This window comes from Actibacterium naphthalenivorans (genome assembly GCF_014196965.1).
Taxonomy (GTDB): Bacteria; Pseudomonadota; Alphaproteobacteria; order Rhodobacterales; family Rhodobacteraceae; genus Actibacterium_A; species Actibacterium_A naphthalenivorans.
This window is the reverse complement of the sequence record NZ_JACIEQ010000005.1, coordinates 74810-98233: the sequence shown is the minus strand read 5'-3', so window position 1 is coordinate 98233 and position 23424 is coordinate 74810. Positions and strand designations below refer to the sequence as shown.

26 protein-coding genes and 1 tRNA gene are annotated in these 23424 nt (G+C 65.1%); 17 read left to right on the top strand and 10 right to left on the bottom strand.

Annotated features, from left to right (window positions below; all coding sequences use genetic code 11):
* Positions 1 to 18 precede the first annotated feature (18 nt).
* Together GGR17_RS15885 and GGR17_RS15880 are read left to right on the top strand one after the other, a co-directional pair.
* Complete coding sequence (locus GGR17_RS15885) at positions 19 to 339, top strand: hypothetical protein (RefSeq protein ID WP_054539563.1); 321 nt, start codon at positions 19 to 21, stop codon at positions 337 to 339.
* 343 nt (positions 340 to 682) lie between these two features.
* Positions 683 to 1132 (top strand): MmcB family DNA repair protein, encoded by a 450-nt coding sequence (locus GGR17_RS15880; RefSeq protein ID WP_054539562.1) that lies wholly within the window; start codon positions 683 to 685, stop codon positions 1130 to 1132.
* Here GGR17_RS15880 and GGR17_RS15875 read toward each other — a convergent pair.
* Positions 1116 to 1316, bottom strand: coding sequence for a DUF6324 family protein (locus tag GGR17_RS15875; RefSeq protein WP_037207307.1), 201 nt, complete (start codon positions 1314 to 1316; stop codon positions 1116 to 1118). The two genes, GGR17_RS15880 and GGR17_RS15875, sit on opposite strands and share 17 nt — an antisense overlap.
* Before the next feature lie 207 nt (positions 1317 to 1523).
* Between GGR17_RS15875 and GGR17_RS15870 the strand changes: the two genes are divergently transcribed.
* Positions 1524 to 1600 (top strand) — tRNA-His (locus GGR17_RS15870).
* A gap of 85 nt (positions 1601 to 1685) precedes the next feature.
* Complete coding sequence (locus GGR17_RS15865) at positions 1686 to 2300, top strand: CDP-alcohol phosphatidyltransferase family protein (protein ID WP_054539561.1); 615 nt, start codon at positions 1686 to 1688, stop codon at positions 2298 to 2300.
* A 50-nt stretch (positions 2301 to 2350) separates the two neighbouring features.
* On the opposite strand, the gene GGR17_RS15860 is transcribed toward GGR17_RS15865, so the two are convergent.
* Complete coding sequence (locus GGR17_RS15860; RefSeq protein WP_082386757.1) at positions 2351 to 2668, bottom strand: DUF6476 family protein; 318 nt, start codon at positions 2666 to 2668, stop codon at positions 2351 to 2353.
* Between GGR17_RS15860 and GGR17_RS15855 the strand changes: the two genes are divergently transcribed.
* The 5 genes from GGR17_RS15855 (at position 2661) to GGR17_RS15835 (ending at position 6664) form a co-directional block, all read left to right on the top strand.
* Positions 2661 to 3689, top strand: coding sequence for an RluA family pseudouridine synthase (locus tag GGR17_RS15855; RefSeq protein ID WP_054539559.1), 1029 nt, complete (start codon positions 2661 to 2663; stop codon positions 3687 to 3689). The genes GGR17_RS15860 and GGR17_RS15855 overlap by 8 nt on opposite strands.
* Before the next feature lie 155 nt (positions 3690 to 3844).
* Positions 3845 to 4741: an RNA polymerase sigma factor RpoH gene (rpoH, locus tag GGR17_RS15850; protein ID WP_054539558.1), complete on the top strand. Its 897-nt coding sequence runs from the start codon at positions 3845 to 3847 to the stop codon at positions 4739 to 4741.
* Between the two features lie 152 nt (positions 4742 to 4893).
* Positions 4894 to 5862, top strand: a complete 969-nt coding sequence (locus GGR17_RS15845) for an endonuclease/exonuclease/phosphatase family protein (protein WP_054539557.1) — start codon at positions 4894 to 4896, stop codon at positions 5860 to 5862.
* A gap of 81 nt (positions 5863 to 5943) precedes the next feature.
* Positions 5944 to 6378, top strand: coding sequence for a baeRF12 domain-containing protein (locus tag GGR17_RS15840; protein ID WP_054539556.1), 435 nt, complete (start codon positions 5944 to 5946; stop codon positions 6376 to 6378).
* A 10-nt stretch (positions 6379 to 6388) separates the two neighbouring features.
* Positions 6389 to 6664, top strand: a complete 276-nt coding sequence (locus tag GGR17_RS15835) for a DUF4389 domain-containing protein (protein WP_054539555.1) — start codon at positions 6389 to 6391, stop codon at positions 6662 to 6664.
* Positions 6665 to 6689: 25 nt separating this feature from the next.
* Here the strand turns inward: GGR17_RS15835 and GGR17_RS15830 are convergent, their stop codons facing one another.
* Entirely contained in the window at positions 6690 to 8513 is a 1824-nt protein-coding gene (locus tag GGR17_RS15830) for a M3 family oligoendopeptidase (protein WP_054539554.1), read from the bottom strand.
* Positions 8514 to 8631: 118 nt separating this feature from the next.
* Between GGR17_RS15830 and GGR17_RS15825 the strand changes: the two genes are divergently transcribed.
* Both GGR17_RS15825 and GGR17_RS15820 read left to right on the top strand, forming a co-directional pair.
* On the top strand, positions 8632 to 9558 hold the full coding sequence (locus GGR17_RS15825; protein WP_054539553.1) for an NAD(P)-dependent oxidoreductase: 927 nt from the start codon (positions 8632 to 8634) through the stop codon (positions 9556 to 9558).
* Between the two features lie 52 nt (positions 9559 to 9610).
* A complete protein-coding gene (locus GGR17_RS15820; protein WP_054539552.1) occupies positions 9611 to 10438 on the top strand; it encodes a fumarylacetoacetate hydrolase family protein in 828 nt (275 codons plus the stop codon).
* Positions 10439 to 10449: 11 nt separating this feature from the next.
* Here the strand turns inward: GGR17_RS15820 and GGR17_RS15815 are convergent, their stop codons facing one another.
* Both GGR17_RS15815 and GGR17_RS15810 read right to left on the bottom strand, forming a co-directional pair.
* Positions 10450 to 11412, bottom strand: a complete 963-nt coding sequence (locus tag GGR17_RS15815) for an alpha/beta hydrolase (RefSeq protein ID WP_054539551.1) — start codon at positions 11410 to 11412, stop codon at positions 10450 to 10452.
* 3 nt (positions 11413 to 11415) lie between these two features.
* Positions 11416 to 11703 (bottom strand): SCP2 sterol-binding domain-containing protein, encoded by a 288-nt coding sequence (locus GGR17_RS15810; protein ID WP_054539550.1) that lies wholly within the window; start codon positions 11701 to 11703, stop codon positions 11416 to 11418.
* Between the two features lie 68 nt (positions 11704 to 11771).
* Here GGR17_RS15810 and GGR17_RS15805 point away from each other — a divergent pair, with 68 nt between their 5' ends.
* From GGR17_RS15805 to GGR17_RS15785, 5 genes are all read left to right on the top strand, one after another.
* Entirely contained in the window at positions 11772 to 12332 is a 561-nt protein-coding gene (locus tag GGR17_RS15805; protein WP_082386642.1) for a tetratricopeptide repeat protein, read from the top strand.
* A 13-nt stretch (positions 12333 to 12345) separates the two neighbouring features.
* Positions 12346 to 15090 (top strand): helicase-related protein, encoded by a 2745-nt coding sequence (locus tag GGR17_RS15800; RefSeq protein WP_054539549.1) that lies wholly within the window; start codon positions 12346 to 12348, stop codon positions 15088 to 15090.
* A 1-nt stretch (position 15091) separates the two neighbouring features.
* Positions 15092 to 15466 (top strand): RNA-binding S4 domain-containing protein, encoded by a 375-nt coding sequence (locus tag GGR17_RS15795; protein ID WP_037207274.1) that lies wholly within the window; start codon positions 15092 to 15094, stop codon positions 15464 to 15466.
* Positions 15467 to 15517: 51 nt separating this feature from the next.
* The gene (gene fdxA / locus GGR17_RS15790; RefSeq protein ID WP_054539548.1) at positions 15518 to 15856 is read left to right on the top strand and encodes a ferredoxin FdxA; all 339 of its coding nucleotides are present in this window, start codon (positions 15518 to 15520) and stop codon (positions 15854 to 15856) included.
* 292 nt (positions 15857 to 16148) lie between these two features.
* On the top strand, positions 16149 to 16658 hold the full coding sequence (locus tag GGR17_RS15785) for a CarD family transcriptional regulator (RefSeq protein WP_037207268.1): 510 nt from the start codon (positions 16149 to 16151) through the stop codon (positions 16656 to 16658).
* A gap of 54 nt (positions 16659 to 16712) precedes the next feature.
* Here GGR17_RS15785 and GGR17_RS15780 read toward each other — a convergent pair whose 3' ends face one another.
* The 3 genes from GGR17_RS15780 to GGR17_RS15770 form a co-directional block, all read right to left on the bottom strand.
* Complete coding sequence (locus tag GGR17_RS15780) at positions 16713 to 18611, bottom strand: monovalent cation:proton antiporter-2 (CPA2) family protein (RefSeq protein ID WP_054539547.1); 1899 nt, start codon at positions 18609 to 18611, stop codon at positions 16713 to 16715.
* A gap of 10 nt (positions 18612 to 18621) precedes the next feature.
* Complete coding sequence (locus tag GGR17_RS15775; protein ID WP_157445588.1) at positions 18622 to 18798, bottom strand: hypothetical protein; 177 nt, start codon at positions 18796 to 18798, stop codon at positions 18622 to 18624.
* 147 nt (positions 18799 to 18945) lie between these two features.
* Positions 18946 to 20802 carry a hypothetical protein gene (locus GGR17_RS15770; protein WP_054539546.1) on the bottom strand — a complete coding sequence of 619 codons (1857 nt, stop codon included), beginning with the start codon at positions 20800 to 20802 and terminating at the stop codon, positions 18946 to 18948.
* 158 nt (positions 20803 to 20960) lie between these two features.
* Between GGR17_RS15770 and GGR17_RS15765 the strand changes: the two genes are divergently transcribed.
* The gene (locus tag GGR17_RS15765; RefSeq protein WP_054539545.1) at positions 20961 to 21650 is read left to right on the top strand and encodes an SIMPL domain-containing protein; all 690 of its coding nucleotides are present in this window, start codon (positions 20961 to 20963) and stop codon (positions 21648 to 21650) included.
* On the opposite strand, the gene GGR17_RS15760 is transcribed toward GGR17_RS15765, so the two are convergent.
* Both GGR17_RS15760 and GGR17_RS15755 read right to left on the bottom strand, forming a co-directional pair.
* Positions 21647 to 22939 (bottom strand): O-acetylhomoserine aminocarboxypropyltransferase/cysteine synthase family protein, encoded by a 1293-nt coding sequence (locus tag GGR17_RS15760; RefSeq protein WP_054539544.1) that lies wholly within the window; start codon positions 22937 to 22939, stop codon positions 21647 to 21649. The genes GGR17_RS15765 and GGR17_RS15760 overlap by 4 nt on opposite strands.
* Positions 22940 to 23040: 101 nt before the next feature.
* Positions 23041 to 23346 carry a hypothetical protein gene (locus GGR17_RS15755; protein ID WP_054539543.1) on the bottom strand — a complete coding sequence of 102 codons (306 nt, stop codon included), beginning with the start codon at positions 23344 to 23346 and terminating at the stop codon, positions 23041 to 23043.
* Positions 23347 to 23424: the final 78 nt, after the last annotated feature.

The window sequence follows — 23424 nt, the reverse complement described above, 5'->3', positions numbered from 1 at the left end:
GTCCAGCGGAGTTCTGTCATGCCCAAACTTGTCCGCCTTTACATCCGGCAAACTGTCGTCGGCTTCGCCCTGTCGGCGGGGTTCGTTTCGATGCTGCTTTGGTTCAACGTGGCCAACCTGTGGCATCTGGTGTCGGGTTCGACAGCGGGCCACATGGCGGGGTTCCTGTTGTTCATGTTCAACGGCATTGTCTTCTCCGGGGTGCAGTTCGGCATTTCGGTGATGCGGATGGCCGATCATGGTGATGACACGTCCGGCGGCAAACCCCGGCGCATGCCGGTGCTGAACGAGGTGCCGATCCCGGTGCCGGTGCAGGATGAGGCCGCGCCGCGCCGCTGAACGCGGCAGGAGCATGCGCGAAAGGCGGCCCCGGGGGCCGCTTTTTTCATGTTCGGGGCAGGAGAATGCGGCGGGACCACCAAACAACCGTTGAGGCAGCTAATTCCCGAGGACCTGTATATACAGGTGGGCGCCGGGTAACGTGGCCACGACCACGCCAGAGCCAGCTCCCTCGGATTTGCTTAAGGCCACCGGAATTTGACCTCGTCACGAGAAGGGCAGAACCCGCCACCCCGATAGGTATGTCGCGCGGGGGCGAAGAACAAGTGCCCCGCAGCGTGGCCATGCAGATTGTGATGAGCGGCCGCTTGAAATCTGTTCCCCTATTGTTCACATTGCGCCCATGAATGAGGATCTGCAACCCGGCCAGCTTCTGGCGCGCGGCGTGTGCCGCCACCTGCGCAGCCATGATTTTGTCAGCGTGGAAGAGCTGGTGCCCGTGCCCGGCCTGCGGGTGGATGTCATGGCCCTGGGTCCGAAGGGCGAAATCTGGGTGGTCGAATGCAAATCGTCGCGGGCTGATTTCCAGTCGGACAACAAATGGCATGGCTATCTGGATTGGTGCGACAGGTTCTTCTGGGCTGTTGGCGCGGATTTCCCGACCGAGCTTTTGCCCGCCGATACCGGCCTGATCATCGCCGATCCCTATGATGCCGAAATCATCCGGACCGGGCCGGAAACGAAACTGGCCCCGGCGCGGCGCAAGGTGATGGTGCAGAAATTCGCGCGCCACGCGGCACTGCGGCTGCAGGCGCTGCGCGATCCGCGCGTGACCCCTAGCGGGATCCCTTAGGCGCCATGGCGCGGGCGCGGGCGGCGGCGGCGCGGATTTCCTCGGCGATCTCTTCGGCCTCTTCGGGGTCGAAATCCAGCGGCAACTCCACGCCCTCGGCCTCGATGAAAATGCGCACCATGCCCAACGTGGTCGGGCCGATCTGAAGATTGGCGGCGATGTCGCTTTCCTTGTCGATACCCATGGCGCGGTCTCCTGTCTGGCGTGCGCCGGACCTAGCGCTTTGCGCGATCTTAGGCAAGAGCACGGACGGGCCGGGGCGGCGGTTGCCGCTTGGCTGTGGCCGTGGCGGGTCTGCCGCGTTCGGGGAAGTCGCAATTGGCGCTGCCCGGCATTTCACGCCGGCCACCCCTTGCAATTGCAATTGTGTGGCGCTAAATCCTCCGCCAGTGCCGCCTTAGCTCAGTTGGTTAGAGCGCTTGATTGTGGATCAAGAGGTCCCCCGTTCGAGCCGGGGAGGTGGTACCATTCTCACATCGCTTCACATTTCGCGCGAACCGGCTTGTGCCGGGGGGTCGTTTCGGCCGAAACCGGCGTGAAACGGGAGAGCCTGATGCTTGACGCCAGACTGCGTAACCTGATCGACCCGGCGCTTGACCGGATGGGCGCGGGCCTGGCGCGCGCCGGATTCAGCGCGGATGCGGTGACGCTGGCCGGTCTGAGCTTCGGCCTGATTGCGGCGGCGCTGATCGCGATGGGGCAGCCCGGCTGGGCCTTGCTGCCGATCGGGGCGAGCCGGCTGGCCGACGGGCTGGATGGCGCCGTAGCGCGGGCGACACGCAAGACCGATTTCGGCGGCTTTCTGGATATCTTCAGCGATTTCGTCTTTTACGGCGCCGTGCCGATGGGGTTCGTCTGGGCCGATCCCGGTGCGAACGGGGCGGCGGGCGCGTTTCTGCTGGCCAGTTTCTATACCAACGGGGCCTCGTTCCTCGGGTTCGCCATTCTGGCGGAAAAGCGCCGGATGCAGACCAGCGCGCGGGGAGTTAAATCGCTGTACTTCACCGGCGGACTGCTGGAAGGCACCGAGACCATCGCCTTTTTCGTTGCGCTTTGCCTTTGGCCCGGCGGGTTTGCACCGCTGGCCTGGGGCTTTGGCGCGCTGTGCTTTGTCACGGCGGTGTCACGGGTTCTTCTGGCGCGCAAAGTGTTCCCCCCCGAAACGTGAAAATTCTTCACGAAGAATTTTCGGGCCCAAAAGTTTTCCCGAAAACTTTTCTACTCGGCCGCCGTGACCGCGATCTCCTGGCGCAGCGCGCCGCTTTCGGCATCGAAGATCAGGATGCGCTGATCGGTCGTGACCACGGCATACCAGCCCGCCCCGCGGGTAAAGGCTGTGGCGGTGCTTCCGTCCGGCAGAGCGATCTCATCGGGCAGGGCGACCACGTGCCCCTCGCCCGAGAAGCGGATGACAAGCAGCGCGATGATCACTAAAAGGCCCGCAATCATCGTCCCCGTCAGCACTGTGACGAGGATGCGCAGAAACCGCAGGTTGGGGGGCTCTTCCCCCTGTATCGGAGCCTCGTCCATGTCCATCTCCCGCCGCCTTTCGGTGGTCATCGGGCCCAATCCGCCCGCCCGCCTTGATAAGGCGCTTTCGCGCGACGTGCCAGAGGCCGAGGGGTTGTCCCGCTCGCGCCTGGCCAAGCTGATCGCAGATGGCAGCGTCTCCCGCGCCGGACAGGTGCTGATCGACCCGCGTGCGAAGGTGGCCGAGGGTGACGTGCTGGACATCACCTTTGCCGAGGCCGAAGAGGTGGAGACGCGCCCCGAGGCGATTCCGCTGGAGGTGGTATATGAAGACGCGAGCCTGATCGTCGTCAACAAACCGGTCGGCATGGTGGTGCATCCGGCGCCGGGCACCCCGTCGGGCACTCTGGTCAACGCGCTGCTGGCCCATTGCGGCGACACGCTGTCGGGGATCGGCGGCGAAAAGCGGCCCGGTATCGTGCACCGGATCGACAAGGACACTTCCGGCCTGATCGTCGCCGCCAAGTCGGACAAGGCGCATACCGGCCTGGCCGCCCAGTTCGAAGCGCATAGCGTCAACCGGCACTACAAGGCCGTGGTCTATGGCGTGCCCGATGCGGGTGATCCGCGCCTGCGCGGCGTGCGCGGGGTGAGTTTCGAGGCCGGGAATATCCTGAAGATCACCACACAGCTCGCCCGGCACAAGACCGACCGGCAGAAACAGGCGGTGCTGTTCTCGGGCGGCCGCCATGCCGTGACCCGCGCGCGTGTCGAAGAGGCGTTCGGCACGCCGGGCGTGGCGGCGCTTGTCGATTGCTGGCTGGAGACCGGGCGGACCCATCAGATCAGGGTGCATATGGCGCATGCGGGATTCGGCCTGATCGGTGATCAGACCTATGGCGGGCGGCGCAAGCTGGCGGAAAAGGCGGTGGGTGCTGCCGGTGCCGCCGCCGCGGCGGCCTTTTCGCGCCAGGCGCTGCATGCGGCCACCCTGGGCTTTGTGCATCCCGAAACCGGGCAGGAACTGGCCTTCGAGGCGCCTTTGCCGGCGGATATGGCAGCCCTGATCGCGGCGCTGCGGGGCTGAAACACCGCGCAAATTGCTGTGAAAAACCGTCATATTCATAATTTTTCGACGGAATCCTGCACAAGAGGTGTTTAATTCTGTGACAGGGGTGGAACTTGAACTGATTGGTTCAGTTGATATATTGAATTCAAACCGACAGGAGTTGAGGGGCACATATGAGCAATTACGGAAACCTTCCCGCGCCGAGCCCTGAACAGGGGCTTAACCGGTATATGCAGGAAATTCGCAAATTTCCCCTGCTGGAGCCGGAAGAGGAATACATGCTGGCCAAGCGCTGGGTGGACCATCAGGACACCGAAGCGGCGCACAAGATGGTCACGTCGCACCTGCGTCTGGCGGCGAAAATCGCCATGGGCTATCGCGGCTACGGCCTGCCGCAGGCCGAGGTCGTGTCGGAGGCGAATGTCGGCCTGATGCAGGCGGTCAAGCGGTTCGACCCCGAAAAGGGCTTTCGCCTTGCCACCTATGCGATGTGGTGGATCCGCGCCTCGATCCAGGAATATATCCTGCGCTCGTGGTCGCTGGTGAAGCTTGGCACCACCTCGGCCCAGAAAAAGCTGTTTTTCAACCTGCGCAAGGCCAAGGCCCGGATCGGCGCGCTGGAAGAAGGCGATCTGCTGCCCGAACATGTAGAGAAGATCGCGCATGATCTGAACGTGACCGAGGCAGAGGTGGTCTCGATGAACCGTCGCCTGTCGGGCGGCGACGCATCGCTGAACGCCACGGTGGGTTCGGACGGCGACACCACCACCCAGTGGCAGGACTGGCTGGAGGATGAGGAGGCCGATCAGGCCGAGGCCTATGCCGAACGCGACGAACTGGAAAACCGCCGCGCGCTTCTGACCCAGTCGATGGATGTCCTGAACGACCGCGAAAAGGACATCCTGCTGCAGCGGCGGCTGAGGGATCAGCCGGTGACGCTGGAAGAGCTGTCGGGCCAGTATAACGTCAGCCGCGAACGTATTCGCCAGATCGAGGTGCGTGCCTTCGAGAAGCTGCAGAAACGGATGAAAGAGCTGGCGCGGGAAAAAGGCATTCTGGTGCCGGCCTGATCATCAGACCCCAAAGGCCCGCCCCCCCCGGCGGGCCTTTTTCATTTCACCGCCGCGCGCCGAGAATTCTCGCTGCATCGCAGAAATTGGTTTGACCTTCTCCCGGCGTTCCGCGAGGTTTCGGCTGACATCGCAGTGAGAAAAGGCTGATCATGCAGCATGTTTCGGGCGCCGCCCGGCTGAACCAGCGCGTTATCGGCGCAATCGCCTGCCTTGCATTCCTGGCCATCGGGATCGGGATTGCCTCGCCCTTGCTGCCCGACAGCAGCACCATTGGCGTTCTGGCGCGGATCTTCGGCAGCCTCGCCCCGTTTTTCCTTGTGGCGGGGGCCTGTCTGGGCCTTGTTCTGATCCTACTGCGCGCGGGCCGGATGGGGCTTTTCTTCATCGCCGCTTCGGCGCTTTCGCTGGGGCTGTTTGCGGCGCGGCATCTGATGGTGTCGCAACCGCTCGATCCGGCGGCGGCGCCGGATCTGCGGGTGATATTCTTCAATGTGCTGTTCGAGAATACCACCAATGGCGACCGCATCCTGCAGGCGGTGCGCGAGGCCGACCCGGACGTCGTGGTTTTTTCCGAGGCTATCGCGCTGCGCAAAGAGGCCGAGGTGCTGAAGGCCGAATTTCCCTATCACGTCGGCTGCGAAAGGGCCTGCGAGATTTTCGCGCTCTCGCGTGTCGAACCGGCAAACATCCAGCTGTTCTCGCTCAGCAACCGGTGGCAGCAGCGGATGGCGGCGCTGCATTTCGAGTTTCCCGATGGCCGTGGTCTGAACGTGGTGGCGGCGCATATGCTAAAGCCCTGGTTCCACGATCTTGCGGGGAAAGAGCGCGCAGAGTTGTTCGTCGCGATCAACCGGATGGATGGCCCCACCGTTCTGATGGGGGATTTCAACTCTGCCCCCTGGAGCTTTCCGATGTTCGATGTCTATCGCAACGCCGGCTTCGCCCCGCCGCGCCGGCCGGTCGGAACCTGGCCTGCCAGCGCGGGCGATCTGGGCCTGCCGATCGACCACATGCTGGTGCGCGATGGCGCGGTCCTGGTGAACCTGCAGCCTTTCGGCGGCGATCTGGGCTCGAACCACCGGGGGCTTTTGGCCGATATCGCCGTCCGGCGCGATTGACCGGCTGATTTGCGTTGGGTCAAGGCGCCGTGCCACGTTACATGTACAGTATGATGGCAATGCAAATCTCGGGAGAACGCGATGAAAGCCGCACGTACATTCGTTTTGCTGGCCAACGAACATGAGGCCAGGTTTCTGGTGAATGAAGGCCCGGGCAAGGGGCTTTTGCAGGTCGGCGGCCTGACGCAGACGCATGAAACGCAGTATTCCGATATGCCCGGCCGGTCACAGGCCGGCCCCGGCGCCGCCCGCCACGGGCTCGACAGGAGCGCGACAGAGCGAGAGCAGAACCGGGCGAGGTTTTCCGTCGAAGTCGCCGAGGCCGCCGAGGCGCAATGGGCCAAGGGGGATTACGATCGGATGGTGATGGCCGCGCCGCCCAAGATGCTGGGCGCGCTGCGCGAGGATATCGGCGGGGCGATGAAGGCGGCGATGGCCGGAGACATGGATAAGGATCTGCTGAAGGTTGCGCTGCACGATCTGCCGCCCCATCTCGAGGACATGATTGTGTTCTGAGGAGGCAATGATGGACGACGACACCCCTGCGCCCGAGTTTGCGCGGCGCGATGGCATCTGGCTGCGCGGGCTCTGGATGGTGATCCTGGCGATCCTGTTCGCGGTCGCCGAGACGGTGCTGCTGGTCTGCGCGGTGCTGCAGTTCGGCTGGATGCTGTTCACGAAGGAGCGCAACCGCTTCATCGCCGATTTCGGCGCGAATCTGGGCAACTGGCTGTCGGTCACGGCGCGGTTCCAGACCGGCGCGAGCGAGGAAAAGCCGTTTCCCTGGACAGCGTGGAAGTAGGGGCCCCTGACGCGGGGCCCCGCGATCAGTCTTCCATCGCTTCCAGCTCGTCGATCAGGCCAGAGATCATGCTCAGGCCCTTGTCCCAGAATTTCGGGTCGGTGGCGTCCAACCCGAAGGGTGCCAGAAGTTCTTTGTGATGCTTCGAGCCGCCCGCGCGCAGCATCGCGAAGTATTTGTCCTGAAAATCCGCTCCGCCCTCTTCATAGACCGCGTAGAGCGCGTTCACCAACCCGTCGCCGAAAGCATAGGCATAGACGTAGAAGGGCGAGTGCACGAAATGCGGGATATAGGCCCAGAAGGTTTCGTAGCCCTCCATGAAGTTGAACACCGGGCCCAGGCTTTCGGCCTGCACCGACATCCACAGCGCGTTGATGTCTTCGGGCGTCAACTCTCCGCCGCGCCGGGCCTCGTGCAGCTTGCATTCGAAGTCGTAGAAGGCGATCTGGCGCACGACCGTGTTGATCATGTCCTCGACCTTGCCGGCCAGCAGGGTTTTGCGCTCGGCGTCGGTTTTGGCGCCCTCCAGCAGTTTGCGGAAGGTCAGCATCTCGCCGAACACAGAGGCGGTTTCGGCCAGGGTCAGCGGGGTGGAGGCCAGCAGCTCGCCTTGCCCGGCGGCCAGCACCTGATGCACGCCGTGGCCCAGCTCATGCGCCAGGGTCATCACGTCGCGCGGTTTGCCCAGGTAGTTCAGCATCACATAGGGATGCACATCCACGACCGTGGGGTGGGCGAAGGCGCCGGGCGCCTTGCCCGGTTTCACGCCGGCGTCGATCCAGCCCTTGCTGAAGAACGGCGCGGCGATCTCGGCCATTTCCGGTGCGAAATCGGCATAAGCCTCCATCACGGTCTTCTGCGCGGCCTCCCAATCCACCGTCTTCGGCTCTTCGATCGGCAGCGGCGCGTTGCGATCCCAGACCTCGAGCGTGTCGAGACCCATCCATTTGGCTTTCAGCGCGTAGTAGCGGTGTGACAGCTTCGGATAGGCGGCGACAACCGCGTTGCGCAATGCCTCGACCACCTCGGGTTCCACATGGTTCGAAAGATGGCGCCCGGTCTGCGGCGTGGGCATCTTGCGCCAGCGGTCCTCGACCTCTTTTTCCTTGGTCAGCGTGTTGTGGACACGGGCGAAGAGCTTGACGTTCTCGCCAAAGACCTTGGCCAGTTCCCGCGCCGCCAGTTCGCGCTTTTCACGGTCGGGATCGGTGAGGAAGTTGAGCGTGCCCTCGATATTGTACTCTTCGCCGTCCACGTTGAAGGTCAGCCCGGCGATGGTCTCGTCAAAGAGCTTGTTCCACGCGGCGGCGCCGACCACGGACTGGTCGTGCAGGAACTTCTCCAGCTCGTCCGAAAGCTGGTAGGGGCGCATCGCGCGCAGCCGCTCGAAGATCGGGCGATAGCGGGCAAGCTCTGCGTTTGCGGCGAACAGAGCATCCAGCTTTGCATCCTCGATGCGGTTGATCTCCAGCGTGAAGAAGACCAGCGGCGTGGTGAATGTGGTGATCTTGTCCTGGCAATCGGAAAAGAACTTGGCGCGGCCGGAATCCATGGTGTTCTGGTAATAGCGCAGCCCGGCGAAAGACATGATGCGCCCGCCGATCACGTCGATCTTTTCATAGCGCAGCACGCATTCGAGCATGCCTTTCGCATCCAGCGCCGCCAGCCGACCCTCGTAATCGGCCGCGAAATCGGCGCAGGCCTTTTCCAGCCACGCCATGTCGCGCGTCAGCTCGGGTGCGTCCTCGCCGGTGTAAAGATCGCTCAGATCCCACTCCGGCAGGTTGCCAAGGCTGCCGCCGGCTGTGGCATTGGCGTCAAAGACGGGGACGGGCGATGTGATGCGCATGGCGGAACCTCTGAAACTGTTTGATCAAGACATAGGCAGGGCAGGGGGGCGGGTTCAAGCGAAAGGGCGCAATCGGCTCTCGCTTTACCGATTGCATCGCGCGACGGGTGCGGTAACCATGCGCGCGATGCCACAGGTCTTTATCACCGAACCCATCCACGAAGATGCCATCGCCCTGCTGCGCAGCGGCGGGATGGATGTTGTTCTGGGCTGGCAGGGCGGGGATCTGGCCGGGGCCGATGCGTGGCTGGTGCGGACGCACCGGGTGGATGCGCCGGGCCTGGCGCTGGCGCCCAACCTTCGCATCGTGTCCAAGCATGGCGTGGGCGTCGACAACATCGATCTCGGGGCCGCGGCAGCGCGCGGGGTGGTGGTGGCGAACACGCCCGGCGCGAACGCGGGCGCGGTGGCGGAACACACGCTGATGCTGATGCTGGCGCTGGCCCGCCACACATTGCCGCTCGATCGTGCGGCACGGCAGGATTTCTCGCGCCGCGAAAGCCTTTCGCCGATGGATCTGGAGGGCAAGCGCGCGCTGATCGTGGGCTTCGGCGCCATCGGCCAGCGCGTGGCGCGGCTGTGCGCGGCGCTTGGCATGGAGGTGACGGTCTGGCACCGCCGGTTCACCTCGGCAGAGGCGGGATACCCCGTTCTGAGCGATCTTCACGCGGCCCTGCCGCAGGCGGATGTGCTGACCCTTCAGCTTCCGCTCAACGATGGCACGCGCGGGCTGATCGGGGCGGCTGAGCTGGCGCTGTTGCCGAAAGGCGCGCTGGTGGTCAATTGCGGCCGGGGCGGGGTGCTGGACGAGGCGGCGCTGATGGAGGCGGCCCCCCGCCTGGGCGGCATCGGCCTGGACGTGTTCGAGCATGAACCACTGCCCCACGACAGCCCGCTTCTGGCGCTTCCCAACACGGTGTTCTCGCCCCATTCGGGCGGGATGAGCGATGGCGCGATGCGCCGGATGGGAATGGGCGCGGCGCAGAACGTGCTGGATCATTTCGCCGGGCGGCTTGACCCGGCCTGCCGCGTCACCCCGGCTTGACGCCTTCGCCGCGCGCGCCTTTAGTGGCGCGGCGACCATCAGGAGGGGCATCATGAAATTCGTGCGTTTCGGGCCGGCGGGTGCCGAGAAACCCGGCATCATTGATGCCGAAGGCCGCCTGCGCGACCTGTCGGAGGAAATGGACGATCTGTCCGGCATCGTTCTGACCCATCTCGACGATTTCTCGCCCGAAGGGATGCCGGTGGTCGGGGGAAATCCGCGTCTGGGCGTGCCGGTGGCGGGGGTGGGGAAATTCATCGGGATCGGCCTGAACTATTCCGACCACGCGGCCGAGGCGCGCATGGATATTCCGGCCGAACCCATCGTGTTCATGAAGGCGACCTCGTCCCTCTCCGGCCCGCATGATCCCATCCGCCTGCCGCGCGGGTCCGTGAAAACGGATTGGGAGGTGGAGCTGGGCGTCGTCATCGGCAAGCCTGCGAAATACGTCAGCGCCGAAGAGGCGCTGGACCATGTGGCGGGCTATATGGTGGTCAACGATGTTTCCGAGCGCGCCTTCCAGATCGAACGGGGCGGGCAATGGACCAAGGGCAAGAGCTGTGACAGCTTCGGCCCCTGCGGCCCCTGGCTGGTGACCCCGGACGAGGCCGGCGAGATCACCGCGCTGGACCTTTCGCTTTCGGTCAACGGGTCGCGGATGCAGCAGGGCAGCGCCGCGAACATGATCTTTTCGGTGGCGCGGATCATCAGCTACCTCAGCCAGATGATGACCCTGCATCCCGGCGATATCATCGCCACCGGCACCCCGGCGGGCGTCGGCATGGGCATGGTGCCGCCGCGGTTTCTGAAGCCGGGTGACGTGGTCGAACTGTCGATCAGCGGTTTGGGCACACAGCGCCAGGAGGTGGTGTCGGACTGAGCCGCCGCCGGTCAGGCGGCTTCGGGGCCCGGCTGCGCCGCATCCTGTGCCGCCGTGAAAAAGGCAGAGGTTTCATCAAAGAATCGCGCCCGCGTATCGAGGGTTTCCATCATCACCTCGTGTCGGGCGCCGGGCACCTCCACAAGGCGGCCGCCGGGCCAGCGGGCCATGCGCCGGGCGATGGCGGTGCTGCAGACGATACGCTCCTCGCTGCCCAGAAAGGTGATCACCGGCAGCGCCGGAGAGGGGTGGCGCGACAGGGCGGCAACCTCGCGCAGGGCGGCGCCCACCCAGCCGATGCTGGGCCCGCCCAGCGCAAGCTCTACCCGCGCGGCGACCTGGGCGCGCATATAGGCATACATATCGGCATCGGTGGTCAGCTCGTTCCCCGCGAAATCGGCGGCGTCCACATAGGTTTTCTGCAGTGACGTGCCGGGAACGAAGCGCTTGGAAAACCCGAACGGGTGGCTGGCGGCGCCCACGATCCGGGCCACCGGGCGCATCCGGCGCGGCAGGTTGATATCCCACATCGGCGCCGAAAACGCCGCGCTGCGAACCGGCATTCCGTTGATCAGCGCGCGCAGGGCGATGCAGCCGCCCATGGAATGGGCCAGCACATGCAGCGGCCGGGGCAGGTTCAACGCGGGCAGGGCGGCCATCAGCGCCGCGACGTCATGCTGATACTCGGTGAAGCGGCGCACGTAACCGACCAGGGGATTGGGCACCAACCTGTCGGCCAGCCCCTGGCCGCGCCAGTCGATCGCGACAGTGCTGTAGCCCCGCTTCAGGAAATCCGATGCGGCGCGGCCGTATTTTTCGACATATTCGGTGCGGCCGGGAAACAGCAGCACCGTCCCCCTGTCGCCGCCGCGCCAGGCGGCGACGCGCAAGCGCACCCCGTCGGCGGCGGTCAGCCAATAGGCGGCGCCGTCTGGGCCGTCGGCCAGATCACCGAAATACGGCGCGTCCCGCATGGCTCAGCCGAAGGCCGCGCCCAGTTTCATCGCCTTGCCCATGTCGCCGTCGATGGTCAGCTTGCCGGTCATGAAGGCGGCGGTGGGGTGGACGTCGCCGGCCAGCATGGCCTGAAACGTTTCCAGATCGGCGCTCAGGGTCACGTCGGCGTCATCGTCGCCGGCGCGCACGCCGTCTTCGTCCAGATAGACGGCGCCTTCGCCTTCGATCACGAATTTGACAGACCCGTCGATCCCGCCTTCGATCTTCTCGCTCAGGGCCTTGACGGCCGCGTCAATCACATCGCTCATGGCGTTCCTCCGATTGTGCGCGGCGGGGCCTTGGTTTTCCCCGCCAATGCGTTACATTTTCCTTTGTTATGATCGCACAGCTCAGGTTTCTCAATCGTATCTTCGCGGCGGGTCTGTTTTTCGGCCTGATCGCGCTGCCGGCCGGGGCCGGGCCCGATTCTCTGGATGGGCTCTTCGAGCTGTTGCAGGAGCCCGAGTTGCCGAACTGGAAATCGGTCGAGGATGAAATATGGGCCGAATGGTCCAGATCGGGGTCGCCTTCGATGGATCTGTTGCTGCAGCGCGGGCGCGATGCCATGGCGGCAGAGGATTATGCCACCGCCATTGGCCATTTCACGGCGCTCACCGATCACGCCCCGGATTTCGCCGAAGGCTACAATGCGCGGGCAACCGCCTATTTCCGTCAGGGCCTGTACGGCCCGGCGCTGGCCGATATCAACCGGGTGCTGGCGCTGAATCCGCGCCATTTCGGGGCGATGGCCGGGCTTGGCACGATCATGGATGAACTGGGCCATCCCGAGGCGGCGCTGCGCGCGTTTCATGCCGCCGCCGCCGTACATCCGCACGAGCCAGACCTGTTAGAGGCCGTGGAGCGGTTGGAGATGACAGTCTCCGGCACCGCACTCTGAAAGGGCCAGTACAATGCGGCAGCAGGGGAGGATCCTGGCGGTCCTCGGGCCGACCAATACCGGCAAGACGCATTATGCGATCGAACGGATGCTGGCGCATCGCACCGGGGTGATCGGCCTGCCGCTGCGCCTTTTGGCGCGCGAGGTCTATGATCGGATCGTCGCGCTGCGCGGGCCGTCGGTGGTGGCGCTTGTCACGGGCGAGGAACGGATCGTGCCCGAGCGCACCCGATACTGGGTCTGCACCGTCGAGGCGATGCCGCAGGAGATCGGCGCCGATTTCCTGGCCATTGACGAGATCCAGCTTTGCGCCGATCCCGAGCGCGGACATGTGTTCACCGACCGTCTTCTGCATGCGCGCGGCCTGCACGAAACCCTTTTTCTGGGCGCCGAAACGATGCGAAGCGCTATCGCGGCGCAGGTGCCGAGGGCCCAGTTCACCCGGCGCGAGCGGTTTTCGGAACTGACCTACACAGGTTCGAAAAAGATAAGCCGGATGCCGCCACGATCGGCGATCGTCGGGTTTTCTGTTGAAAACGTCTATGCGATCGCCGAGCTGATCCGGCGCCAAAAGGGCGGCTGCGCGGTGGTGATGGGGGCGCTCAGCCCGCGCACGCGCAACGCGCAGGTGGATCTGTATCAAAACGGCGAGGTCGATTATCTGGTGGCGACCGATGCGATCGGCATGGGGCTGAACCTGGATATCAACCATGTCGCCTTTTCGGGGCTGAAGAAATTCGATGGCCGCCGGATGCGCCTGTTGCAGCCCAACGAGCTGGCCCAGATCGCGGGCCGGGCCGGGCGGTATATGCGCAACGGCACCTTCGGAGTGACGGGCGAGGCCCCGCCGCTCGACGATGACATGGCCGCGGCGATCACCAGCCACCGGTTCACCCCGGTCAAGAAGTTGCAATGGCGCAACGCCCGCCTGGATTTCGGCACGGCCGACCGGCTGATCGCCTCGCTCGAGCAGCGCACAGATGACGAATGGCTGACCCGCGCGCGCGAAGCGGATGACCTGCACGCCCTGCGCGCACTGGCCGAGATGCCCGATGTCCGGGCGCGGATCAGCGCCGCGCCGGATGTGCGCCTGTTGTGGGATGTGTGCCGCATCCCCGATTTCCGGGGGATTTCCGCCGCCGAGCATGTCAGCCTGCTGGGCCGAATCTATGATTTTCTGCATGATGGCGGCGTGGTGCCCGACGATTGGCTTGCGCGTCAGATCCGGCGAATCGACCGGAACGATGGCGACATTGACACATTATCGAAACGTCTGGCCTATATCCGCACTTGGACCTACGTGGCACAAAGGCGGGGTTGGGTCGGTGACGAATCCCATTGGCGCGGCGCAACCCGCGCGGTAGAAGACCGTCTGTCGGACGCGCTGCATGGCGCATTGACGAAAAGATTTGTTGACCGGCGGACAAGTGTGCTGCTTCGCCGGTTGAAGCAGAAGGAGGGCCTTGTGGCCGAGGTGAACGAAAAAGGTGAAGTGACGGTCGAAGGACAATTCGTCGGCCGTCTGGAGGGGTTCCGTTTTCGTCAGGATGCAAGCGGCAGCCCGGATGAGGCGAAGACGCTGCGCCAGGCCAGTTTTGCCGCGCTGAAGCCCGAGTTTCATCTGCGCGCGGACCGCTTCTATAACGCGCCCGATACCGAGATCGACTTTACCGAGCAGGGCGGCCTGATGTGGGGCGAGCATGCGGTCGGCAAGCTGGTGGCGGGCGGCGAGGTTCTCAAGCCGCAGGTCGAGGCCTTTGTCGATGAAGAGGCCGGGCACGACGTCGCCGAAAAGGTGCGCCGCCGTCTGCAGCACTTCATCGACCGCAAGGTGGCGACGCTGTTTGAGCCGCTGCTGACCCTGCAGCGCGACGAGGCGCTGACCGGCCTGGCTCGCGGTTTCGGCTTCCGCATGATCGAGGCGCTGGGGGTTCTTCCGCGCGATCAGGTGGCGGGCGAGGTGAAAGAGCTGGACCAGGAGGCGCGCGGCGCGCTGCGCAAACACGGGATCCGCTTTGGCCAGTTCACGATTTTCCTGCCGCTTTTGCTGAAACCCGCGCCGACGCGGCTGCGGCTGGTGCTGTGGTCGCTTTCGCAGGGGCTCAACGAATTTCCCGAAAGCCCGCCGCCGGGTCTGGTGACGATCCCGGTGGTGCCCGAGGTGCCGCAGGGTTGTTATACGCTGTCGGGCTATCGCCCGGCGGGGGCGCGGGCCATCCGCATCGACATGCTGGAAAGGCTGGCCGATCTGCTGCGCGCGCAAGACAGCCGGGGCGGGTTCGAGGCCAACCCCGACATGCTGTCGATCACCGGCATGACGCTGGAGCAGTTCGCCGATCTGATGCAGGGGCTGGGATATAACGCCGAGAAGGGCGAACGCGAAAAGGTAAAGGCCCCGCCGGCGGCGGATGCCTCTGCCGATCCGGTAGTCGACGCCGGCGCCACGCCCGAGCCTGCGGCCGAACCGGTGTCCGGGGAACCCGCCGCGCCGGAGGCGGAGGCCGAGCCGGAGAAAGAGCTGTTCTACACCTTCACATGGGCGCCCAAGCGCAAGGGCGGTGGACGGCCGCGCGGCGAAGAGCGGCAGGGCAACAACCGACCGCAGGGCAAGGGCAAGCCGAAGGGCAAGCCTGCCGGGAAACGGCCGCCGCGCGATGGCGCGCAGACCTATCAGGCCCGCCCGCCGAAGAAGGAAAAGCCGATCGACCCCGACAACCCATTCGCCGCCGCGCTGATGGGGCTGAAGAGCAAGCAATAGCGTGTCGGAGCCGCGCCCGCTGATCCGGCTGGACAAGTGGCTTTGGCAGGCGCGGTTCTTCAAGACGCGCACGCTGGCGGGCAAGGTGGTGGCGGGCGGCCATGTGCGGGTGAACAGCCTGCGGGCCGCCAAGCCGGCACAGCGGGTCGGCGCGGGCGACACGCTGACCTTTCCGCAGGGCGACCGGATTCGGGTGATCCGCGTGCTTGCCCCGGGCGAGCGGCGCGGTCCCGCCGCCGAGGCGCAAACGCTGTACGAAGACCTGACGCCCGCGCGGGAAGACGTTCCGCAATCGCCGCGATTTGACGGAAAAGGTCGGCCGACCAAGAAAGATCGCCGCAGTCTCGATCTTAACAGGCTTCCGCCGCTTGAATGATCTTTCGGGCTGGTCTAGCTAATCCCTGATCAGAGAAGTGAGGCCCTCCGCATGACCTATGTCGTCGTCGACAATTGCATCGCCTGCAAATACACCGACTGTGTCGAGGTTTGCCCGGTGGATTGCTTCTATGAGGGCGAGAACATGCTGGTCATCCACCCCGACGAATGCATCGATTGCGGTGTGTGCGAACCGGAATGCCCCGCCGATGCGATCCGCCCCGATACCGAGCCGGACATGGAGAAATGGGTGGAATTCAACCGGAAATATTCCGAGGCCTGGCCGGTCATCATCTCGAAGAAAGATCCGCTGCCCGAGGCGGAAGAGCGTGACGGCGAGACCGACAAGCTGAACAAGTACTTCTCCGAGGCGCCGGGCGAGGGCGGATAACCGCTGATTCGCGGTATTTGTCGCGGGTTTGGGGGTTGTCGGGTGGATTTTCTGCCTGTATTTGTTAAATTATATCAGTTGTTTAATGCGCATTTCACAATGCCGCACTTTAAACTGTCGGGCTTTTTTGCTACATTCTCATGACATAAAGCTGTCTGTAACAGATGACCTTAACGCAGAGAATGGTTCCTGCGTTGTGGTTTTCTAGCGCCATACATCCCCCGTTGACCGAAAATATCAGTTTTCGGGCGGGTTGTTGTCGCCGCATGGGGGCCTGCAAGGAAGCGACTGCATGAGCAAACTGAAGAAATCTGAATTTCGCCCGAACGATTACGTGGTCTATCCCGCACATGGCGTGGGTCAGATCGTCTCCATCGAAGAGCAGGAGATTGCGGGCATTGCGCTGGAGCTTTTTGTCATTTCCTTCGAGAAGGACAAGATGACACTCCGCGTGCCGACGAACAAGGCGACGGAAGTGGGCATGCGCTCTCTGTCCTCTCCTGACGTCGTATCCAAAGCCATGGCCACGCTGAAGGGCAAGGCCAAGGTGAAGCGCGCCATGTGGTCGCGCCGCGCGCAGGAATATGAACAAAAGATCAATTCCGGTGATCTGATCTCGATCGCCGAAGTGGTGCGCGATCTGCACCGCACCGACGACCAGCGCGAGCAGAGCTATTCCGAGCGTCAGCTTTACGAAGCCGCGCTCGAGCGTCTGACCCGCGAAGTGGCCGCCGTCAGCGGCATGGACGAAGGCGGGGCGCAGCGCCAGGTCGACGAGGTTCTGATCTCGCGCGCGGCCTGATCCCGCGACAATACGGAATATGAACCGCGGCTTCCGGGCCGCGGTTTTTTCATGTCAGGCGGCGCCTTCGGTGATCTCTTCGGTGCTGGCGACCTCTTGCCGGACCAGCGCGGTTTCCAGCTCTTTGTTCAGCTCGCTGGCGCGGGCGAGATAGGCTTGGTTCTGGTCCAGCGGCACGCCGGGCTTCCACAGTTCGGCCAGTTCGCGCAGCGCTTCGCGGTCATGCTTGTAAAAGGCCGTTTCCATCTCGTTGGCTTCGAAATCGGTCAGGCCGAGATCCTCCAGCACGTAGCGGCCGGCGCGCAGCGAGCTGTCGAACATCTCGCGCACGATGTGATCGGCCCCGGCCCGGTACAGTTCGTAGACGTGAACCCGATCCTTGGCGCGGGCGACGATGCTCAGATCCGGCCGCTCGCGCCGCGCGTATCTCACCAGCCGGGTATTTGCCTCGCTGTCGTCAAGCGCGGCCACGAGCACCTTGGCATTGTCGAGACCCGCCGCATGCAGCAGTTCAGGGCGCGTGGGATCGCCGAAAAAGCTCTTGAACCCGAATTTGCGCATCAGCTCGATCGTCGGCAGATCGTGATCCAGCACCGTGGCCCGAAAGCCCGACATCTGCAGCATCCGGTTGACCACCTGCCCGAAGCGGCCGATGCCGGCGATGATGATCGGGTGCTGTTCGTCGATCTTGTCGAAATCACGCGGGCTGTCGGATGTGTCGGAAACCCGGCGCGACAGGAAATCATGCAGAATGAAGAACAGCGGCGTCAGAAGCATCGACATGGCGATGATCAACAGCAGCGTCTGGCCGAGCGATTGGGTCAGCACGTTGGTCTGCAGCGCGAAGCTGACCAGCACGAACCCGAATTCCCCCGCCTGCGCCAGCGCCAGTGTGAACAGCCACTTGTTGCCCGCCCGCAGCTTGAACAGCACCGCCAGCCCGTAGAGGATCAGCCCCTTGGCGATCATCAGCGCCAGGGTAAGCCCGATGATCTGGCCGAGATCGGCAAACAGCACGGCCATATTGATACCGGCCCCGACGGTCATGAAGAACAGGCCCAGCAGCAGGCCCTTGAACGGCTCGATACTGCTTTCCAGATCGTGCCGGAATTCCGAGTTCGCCAGAACCACGCCCGCCAGAAACGTGCCAAGCGCCGGCGACAGGCCCACCATGATCATCAGCAGGGCGATGGCCACGACGATCAGCAGGGCGACGACCGTGAACATCTCCCGCAGGCGAGAGGCGTGGATGAACCGGAACAGCGGACGGGTCAGGTAATGCCCGACCAGAATGATCGCCACCACGGCCCCCAGCGTGACCAGCGCCAGCCCCCAGCCCGGCAGCTCTGCCAGAACCGAGATCGCGCTGCCGTGGCCTTCAGTGGCCTGCTGGGTCGCGTGGCGCGTCAACGAGCCGTCCGGCGCGATGCTGAGCTTTTCTTTCACGGCCAGCAGAGGCAGCAGCGCCAGCATCGGGATGACGGCGATATCCTGGGTCAGAAGCACGGCAAAGGTGGCCCGCCCGCCCGGCGTCCGGGTCAGGCGCTTTTCCGTCAGCGTCTGCAGCACGATCGCGGTGGATGACAGCGCCAGGATCATGCCCACGGCCAGCGCGGTCTGCCAGACCAGCCCGAGTTGCATCGCCCCGGCCATGACCACGGCGGTGCTCAGCACGATCTGCATCCCGCCCATGCCCAGCAGCCGGTCGCGCATGTCCCACAGGGCACGGGGATCAAGCTCCAGCCCGATCAGGAACAGCATCATCACCACGCCGAACTCGGCGAAATGCTGCAGATCCTGCGTTTCCGAGCCGACCAGCCCCAGCACCGGCCCGATCACGATGCCCGCCAGCAGATAGCCCAGCACCGACCCGAGCCCCAGCCGCGCCGCGATCGGCACGGCGATCACCGCGGCGGTCAGGTAGATCGTGGCAAGCAGAAGGAAGCCTTCCATGGGTCCGTCCTTACATTGGCAAAGCCGCGTCGTCGGCCTTGAACTGGTTCATAGCGGTCCGGCTTTGCCCCCGCACAACAGCCGAATACGACAGTAGCACCTCATGGAACACCCGGTTCAGCGCCGCCAGACAGGCATTGTTCTGCAGGGCCGACGGCAGCCGACAATCAGTGTCGTCCATGGTCATGCGAATTTCACGCTGTTTTCGCCACTCTAGCGTGCGATCGACGCGGCGACCAAGGTGCAAGCGTGGTTTTTGCGCAATTTCAGGATGTTTTTCGCAGAAAAACCCTACCCGGGCGTGCAGCCGGAAATGGCGCAGGCCGTTGGCGGCTCAGCCGTCGCCGGCCAGTTGCAGCAGGATATTCGCGCCGTTCTTGATATAGCGCAGCTGGTCTTCGCCAATGGCGGCGACCCGCCCGCCGTCTATGCTGTCACCCGGTTTCACCTTCACGAATTGCCCGTCGGGCAAGCGCACCAGCGCACGCCTGTCGGATTCGCTGCCATAGACGCCGATCAGGCTTATCTTGCGCAGATTGATCGCGTTTTCCTGCGTTGCCTGCCGCGTCACCAGCCCGGGGCTGGGCGCCAGCGGCTTGATCGCGGCGGCAACGGCAACCGGCAGGGCAACGGGGGCGGCTGGCGCGACGTAGTCGGGGCGCGCGCGTGGGCGAAGCTGTGACAGCGCGTCCAGCCCGTAGCCGCCGGTCTGCGCTTGCTCGAGCCGCTGGGCGAGATCGGCCGGACGTGACCGGGGAATGAACTTGGCCAGATATTTGTTTTCGCTGCGGGTGATCGCGGCGGCGGGCGGTTCGGGGCGCTGCGGCGGCACCCTTGGCGGCGGCCCTGCGTGGATCATGACGCCCGAGGGATCCAGCGCGCCGCCCTCGCGCGGCGTGACCCGCCCGTGCTCATCAAGCGCGAAGGCCTGGCCGGGGCCGGCGGGGCGCTGCAGGGCCGGGGGAGTATCCGCATGCAGCCCGGCGGCGGGAGGCAGGGCCACGGCATCTTCCGAAAGGATCACCGGGTCGATTGCCGCGATATAGAGATCGTCCGCCGGCTCGGGGGGGGGCGCCGAGAGCGCGAGGGGCGCATCGGGCCGGAGGCCGGCCGGATCTGGCGGCAACAGCATAGGGGCGGCGGCGGTTTCGATTTCGGGCACGGCCTCTGGCGCCAGCGCGGCAAGGGGGGGCGCGGGCATGGCAGGCTCGGGCAGAGCGATCGCGCCCCCCGGCTGCGGGGGCGAGGGCCGGTGCGGCAGGGGTTCAAGGCCAGGCTGCGCCATCAGCGCGGCCGTGGCTTGTGTACTCTCGGGCAGAGCGTCTTCGAGCCGGGGCGCATCGATCTGCGGGATCGCCACGGTGAAGGCGCCGTCGGCCCGTTCGGGGGCGGTGGCCAGGGGCGCGTCATCGCGGGCAAAGACGCCGGACCAGAGCGCGGCCAGCGCAATCGCGAACAGCGCGACCGCCCCGAGCACAAGGGCCGTGGTGCGAGCCCGGCCGCCCGCTGGCGTGTCATCCGGCGCGGGCGACTCGCCCACACTGGCCGGCGGCGCGGCGATCGGGGTGGCGGTGGCGTGGCTCTGGGGCCGGGGGGCCGGGGCGGGCGTTGCCGCTGGTGGCACCGCCGCAACCGGAGGCGCGGGCCGAACGGTCGGCGCCCCCAGCTCCAGCCGGCCATCGAGGCGCTCGAGCTGCGCGCCATCGGGCAGCAGGGTCGCGGCGGCCTGTGTGGCCCCGAACCAGGGCATGCGCGGAAAGCTTTCCGGCGCCGGTGCCGCGACATGGGCGACGGGGTTGAAACGGTGCTGCGCGGCGAACCGCTCTGCCTCTGCCAGGGTTTCCTGCGCGACGACGGCCACACGCGCGCCCGTGCCATCCATTTCCCAATCGAAGACCAGATCTTTCACGTTGTAGGGGGTCAGCCCGTCCAGCGCCTTGCGGATCTCCGCCGCGCCGGGGGCGGGGCCGGTCTCCAGCGTGGTGTAAAGGATCATCTCGTCGGGGATGACGACGAAGGACAACACGCCGCCGCCCTCAAGCTCGCTGGCCGTGGCGCGCATCATTTTCAGCGTCTCGGCAAGGTCGGGCGCGTCAAGCATGGCCTCGCCCACCAGGCTCCATGCGCCGGAGGTCCGGTGGAAAAGTCCGATCTTGTCTTGCGACAGACTCAGGGCAAAACGCGGTTTCATCTTGTTGGTCTATACCAGCCGGAGGAAGAGCGGCAGGCCGGGTGCGCCACCATGGCCTGACTATAGCAGGAATTCGCCGAGAGCGAGAAGCAATCTGAACGAAGCGCTTGCCTGTCGGCGCATTCATGCGAGACCTTCGCGGCAAAGAGGAGGACGACATGCGGTTTTTTACGGTTCTGATGCTGGCGCTGGCGCTGGCGACCACAGGTCGGGCGCAAGACGCCGCCGCCACCCTGACCGTGACCGGCGAGGCGGAGGTGGCGGCGGCGCCCGATATGGCGGTGATCACCGTGGGGGTGACCAGCCTGGCCCGCTCGGCCGCCGATGCGATGGATGACACTTCTGTGAAAACGGCGGAGATTCTGGCCGCGCTGGCGGCGGCCGGCATCGCCGAGCGCGATCTGCAGACCCGCGCGCTGCGGCTGAATCCGAACTGGGCCAACCGGTCCTCGACACCCGGTGCGGGGCCCAAGATCGACGGGTTCGTCGCCTCGAACACCGTCATGGTGCGGGTGCGCGATCTCGATCGGCTGGGCGGGGTGCTGGATACGGTTCTGGGGCTGGGCGCGAACGAGTTCGGCGGCCTGTCCTTCGGGCTGCAGAACCCCGGCCCGGCACAGGACGAAGCCCGCCGCGCCGCCGTGGCCGAGGCGATGCGCAAGGCGCGGCTCTATGCCGAAGCGGCCGGGCTGACGCTTGGCCCTGTCCTTTCGCTGAGCGAGGCCGGCGGCGCCCGCCCCGCACCGATGATGATGGAGGCGGCGCGCATGGCCGATGCCGTTCCCGTGGCCGCGGGCGAGGTTTCGGTCTCGGCCGCGGTCACGATGGTGTTCGATATCGGCGGCTAGGCGGTGGCCCTGGCCAGCGCCTGATCCAGATCGGCGATCAGGTCATGCGCATCCTCGATCCCGATCGACAGGCGCACCAGGTTGGGCGCGGCGCCGGCCGCCGTCTGCTGTTCGGGGGTCAGTTGCCGGTGCGTTGTCGAGGCCGAGTGGATGATCAGTGACCGGGTGTCGCCCAGATTGGCCACATGGCTGAACAGCTCTACCGCGTCCACCAGTTTGACACAGGCGTCATAGCCGCCTTTCACGGCAAAGGTGAACAGCCCGCCGGCGCCCTTGGGGCAGATGCTTTTGACGCGGTCGTGGTAGGGGCTGGAGGGCAGGCCGGCATAGGTCACGAATTCGACCCGCGGGTCGGCCTCCAGCCAGCTCGCGACCTTCACCGCGTTTTCCACATGGCGCTGCATCCGCAGGCTGAGCGTTTCGATCCCCATCAGCGTGTAATGCGCGCCCTGCGGGTTCATCGTCATCCCCAGATCGCGCAGCCCGATGGCGATGGAATGAAAGGTGAAGGCCATGGGGCCGAGCGCCTCATGGAACTTCAGCCCGTGATAGGCGGGCTCCGGGGCCGAGAGCGACGGGAACCTGTCCGAGGCCGACCAGTCGAATTTCCCCGAATCCACCACGCAGCCGCCGGTGACCGTGCCGTTGCCCGTCAGGTATTTCGTGGCCGAATGCACCACCAGCGTCGCGCCATGATCGAACGGGCGGCACAGATAGGGCGTGGCCAGGGTGTTGTCGACGATCAGCGGCAGGCCCGCCGCATCCGTGACGGCCGAGATCGCATCCAGATCGGTGATATAGCCGCCGGGGTTGGCGATGGATTCGCAGAACACCGCGCGGGTGTCTTCGTCGATGGCGGCCTTTACCGCCTCGGGATCGTCGAAATCCACGAATTTCGCCGACCAGCCAAAGCGTTTGATGGTCTGGCTGAACTGGGTGATCGTGCCGCCGTAGAGCCGGGTCGAGGCGACAACATTGCGGCCCGGCCCCATCAGCGGGAACAGCGCCATGATCTGTGCCGCATGGCCCGACGAACAGCAGACCGCGCCGGCGCCGCCTTCCAGCGTGGCGATACGCTCCTGCAGCACGGCGACGGTCGGGTTTGTCAGGCGGGAATAGATGTATCCCACCTCCTCGAGGTTGAACAGCGCGGCGGCGTGATCGGCATCGCGGAACGCATAAGCCGTTGTCTGATAGATCGGCGTCTGCCGCGCACCTGTCGCCGGGTCCGGCTGGGCACCCGCGTGGATTTGCAGCGTGTCAAAGCCGAGGCTGGGGCTGTCTGACATGTCATCCTCCCTGAAACTACATCGGCGCGGAGCCTAGGCGATCGTCCGGGGCGAAACAACACGCCTCGATGGCTGCGCCCCTGTGGTTCCGGGGCGTTTGTTCAGGCGGGGCCGGGCCCCGGCCCGCGGCTTTGCCGGTATCGCAGCGTTTCGCGGCAGCCCGCCGGTGTGGGCGCGGCGCAGGTGCAGGGCCGTCCGCCGATGACAATCGCCCAGACCTCGCCCGGGTCGCCATCGACATAGGTGACATGGCTGCGCCGGACAACATAGCTCTGGTTGTCGATCATGACCGTGGCCGGCTTCAGCGCCACGACGGTCCGGTGGCGCGGTCGATTGTCGTCCACGTCGCAGCCGGGCAGAAATGACGCCAGCGAAAGCCCGAGGATGAGTTTCGTGAGAGTATTCATCTGGGTTTCCAACTTCGGCAGGCGAGATTCAGGCATCGCGTGAAGGGCTGAACCAACACCTAAGCCGGGCGGCGTGGT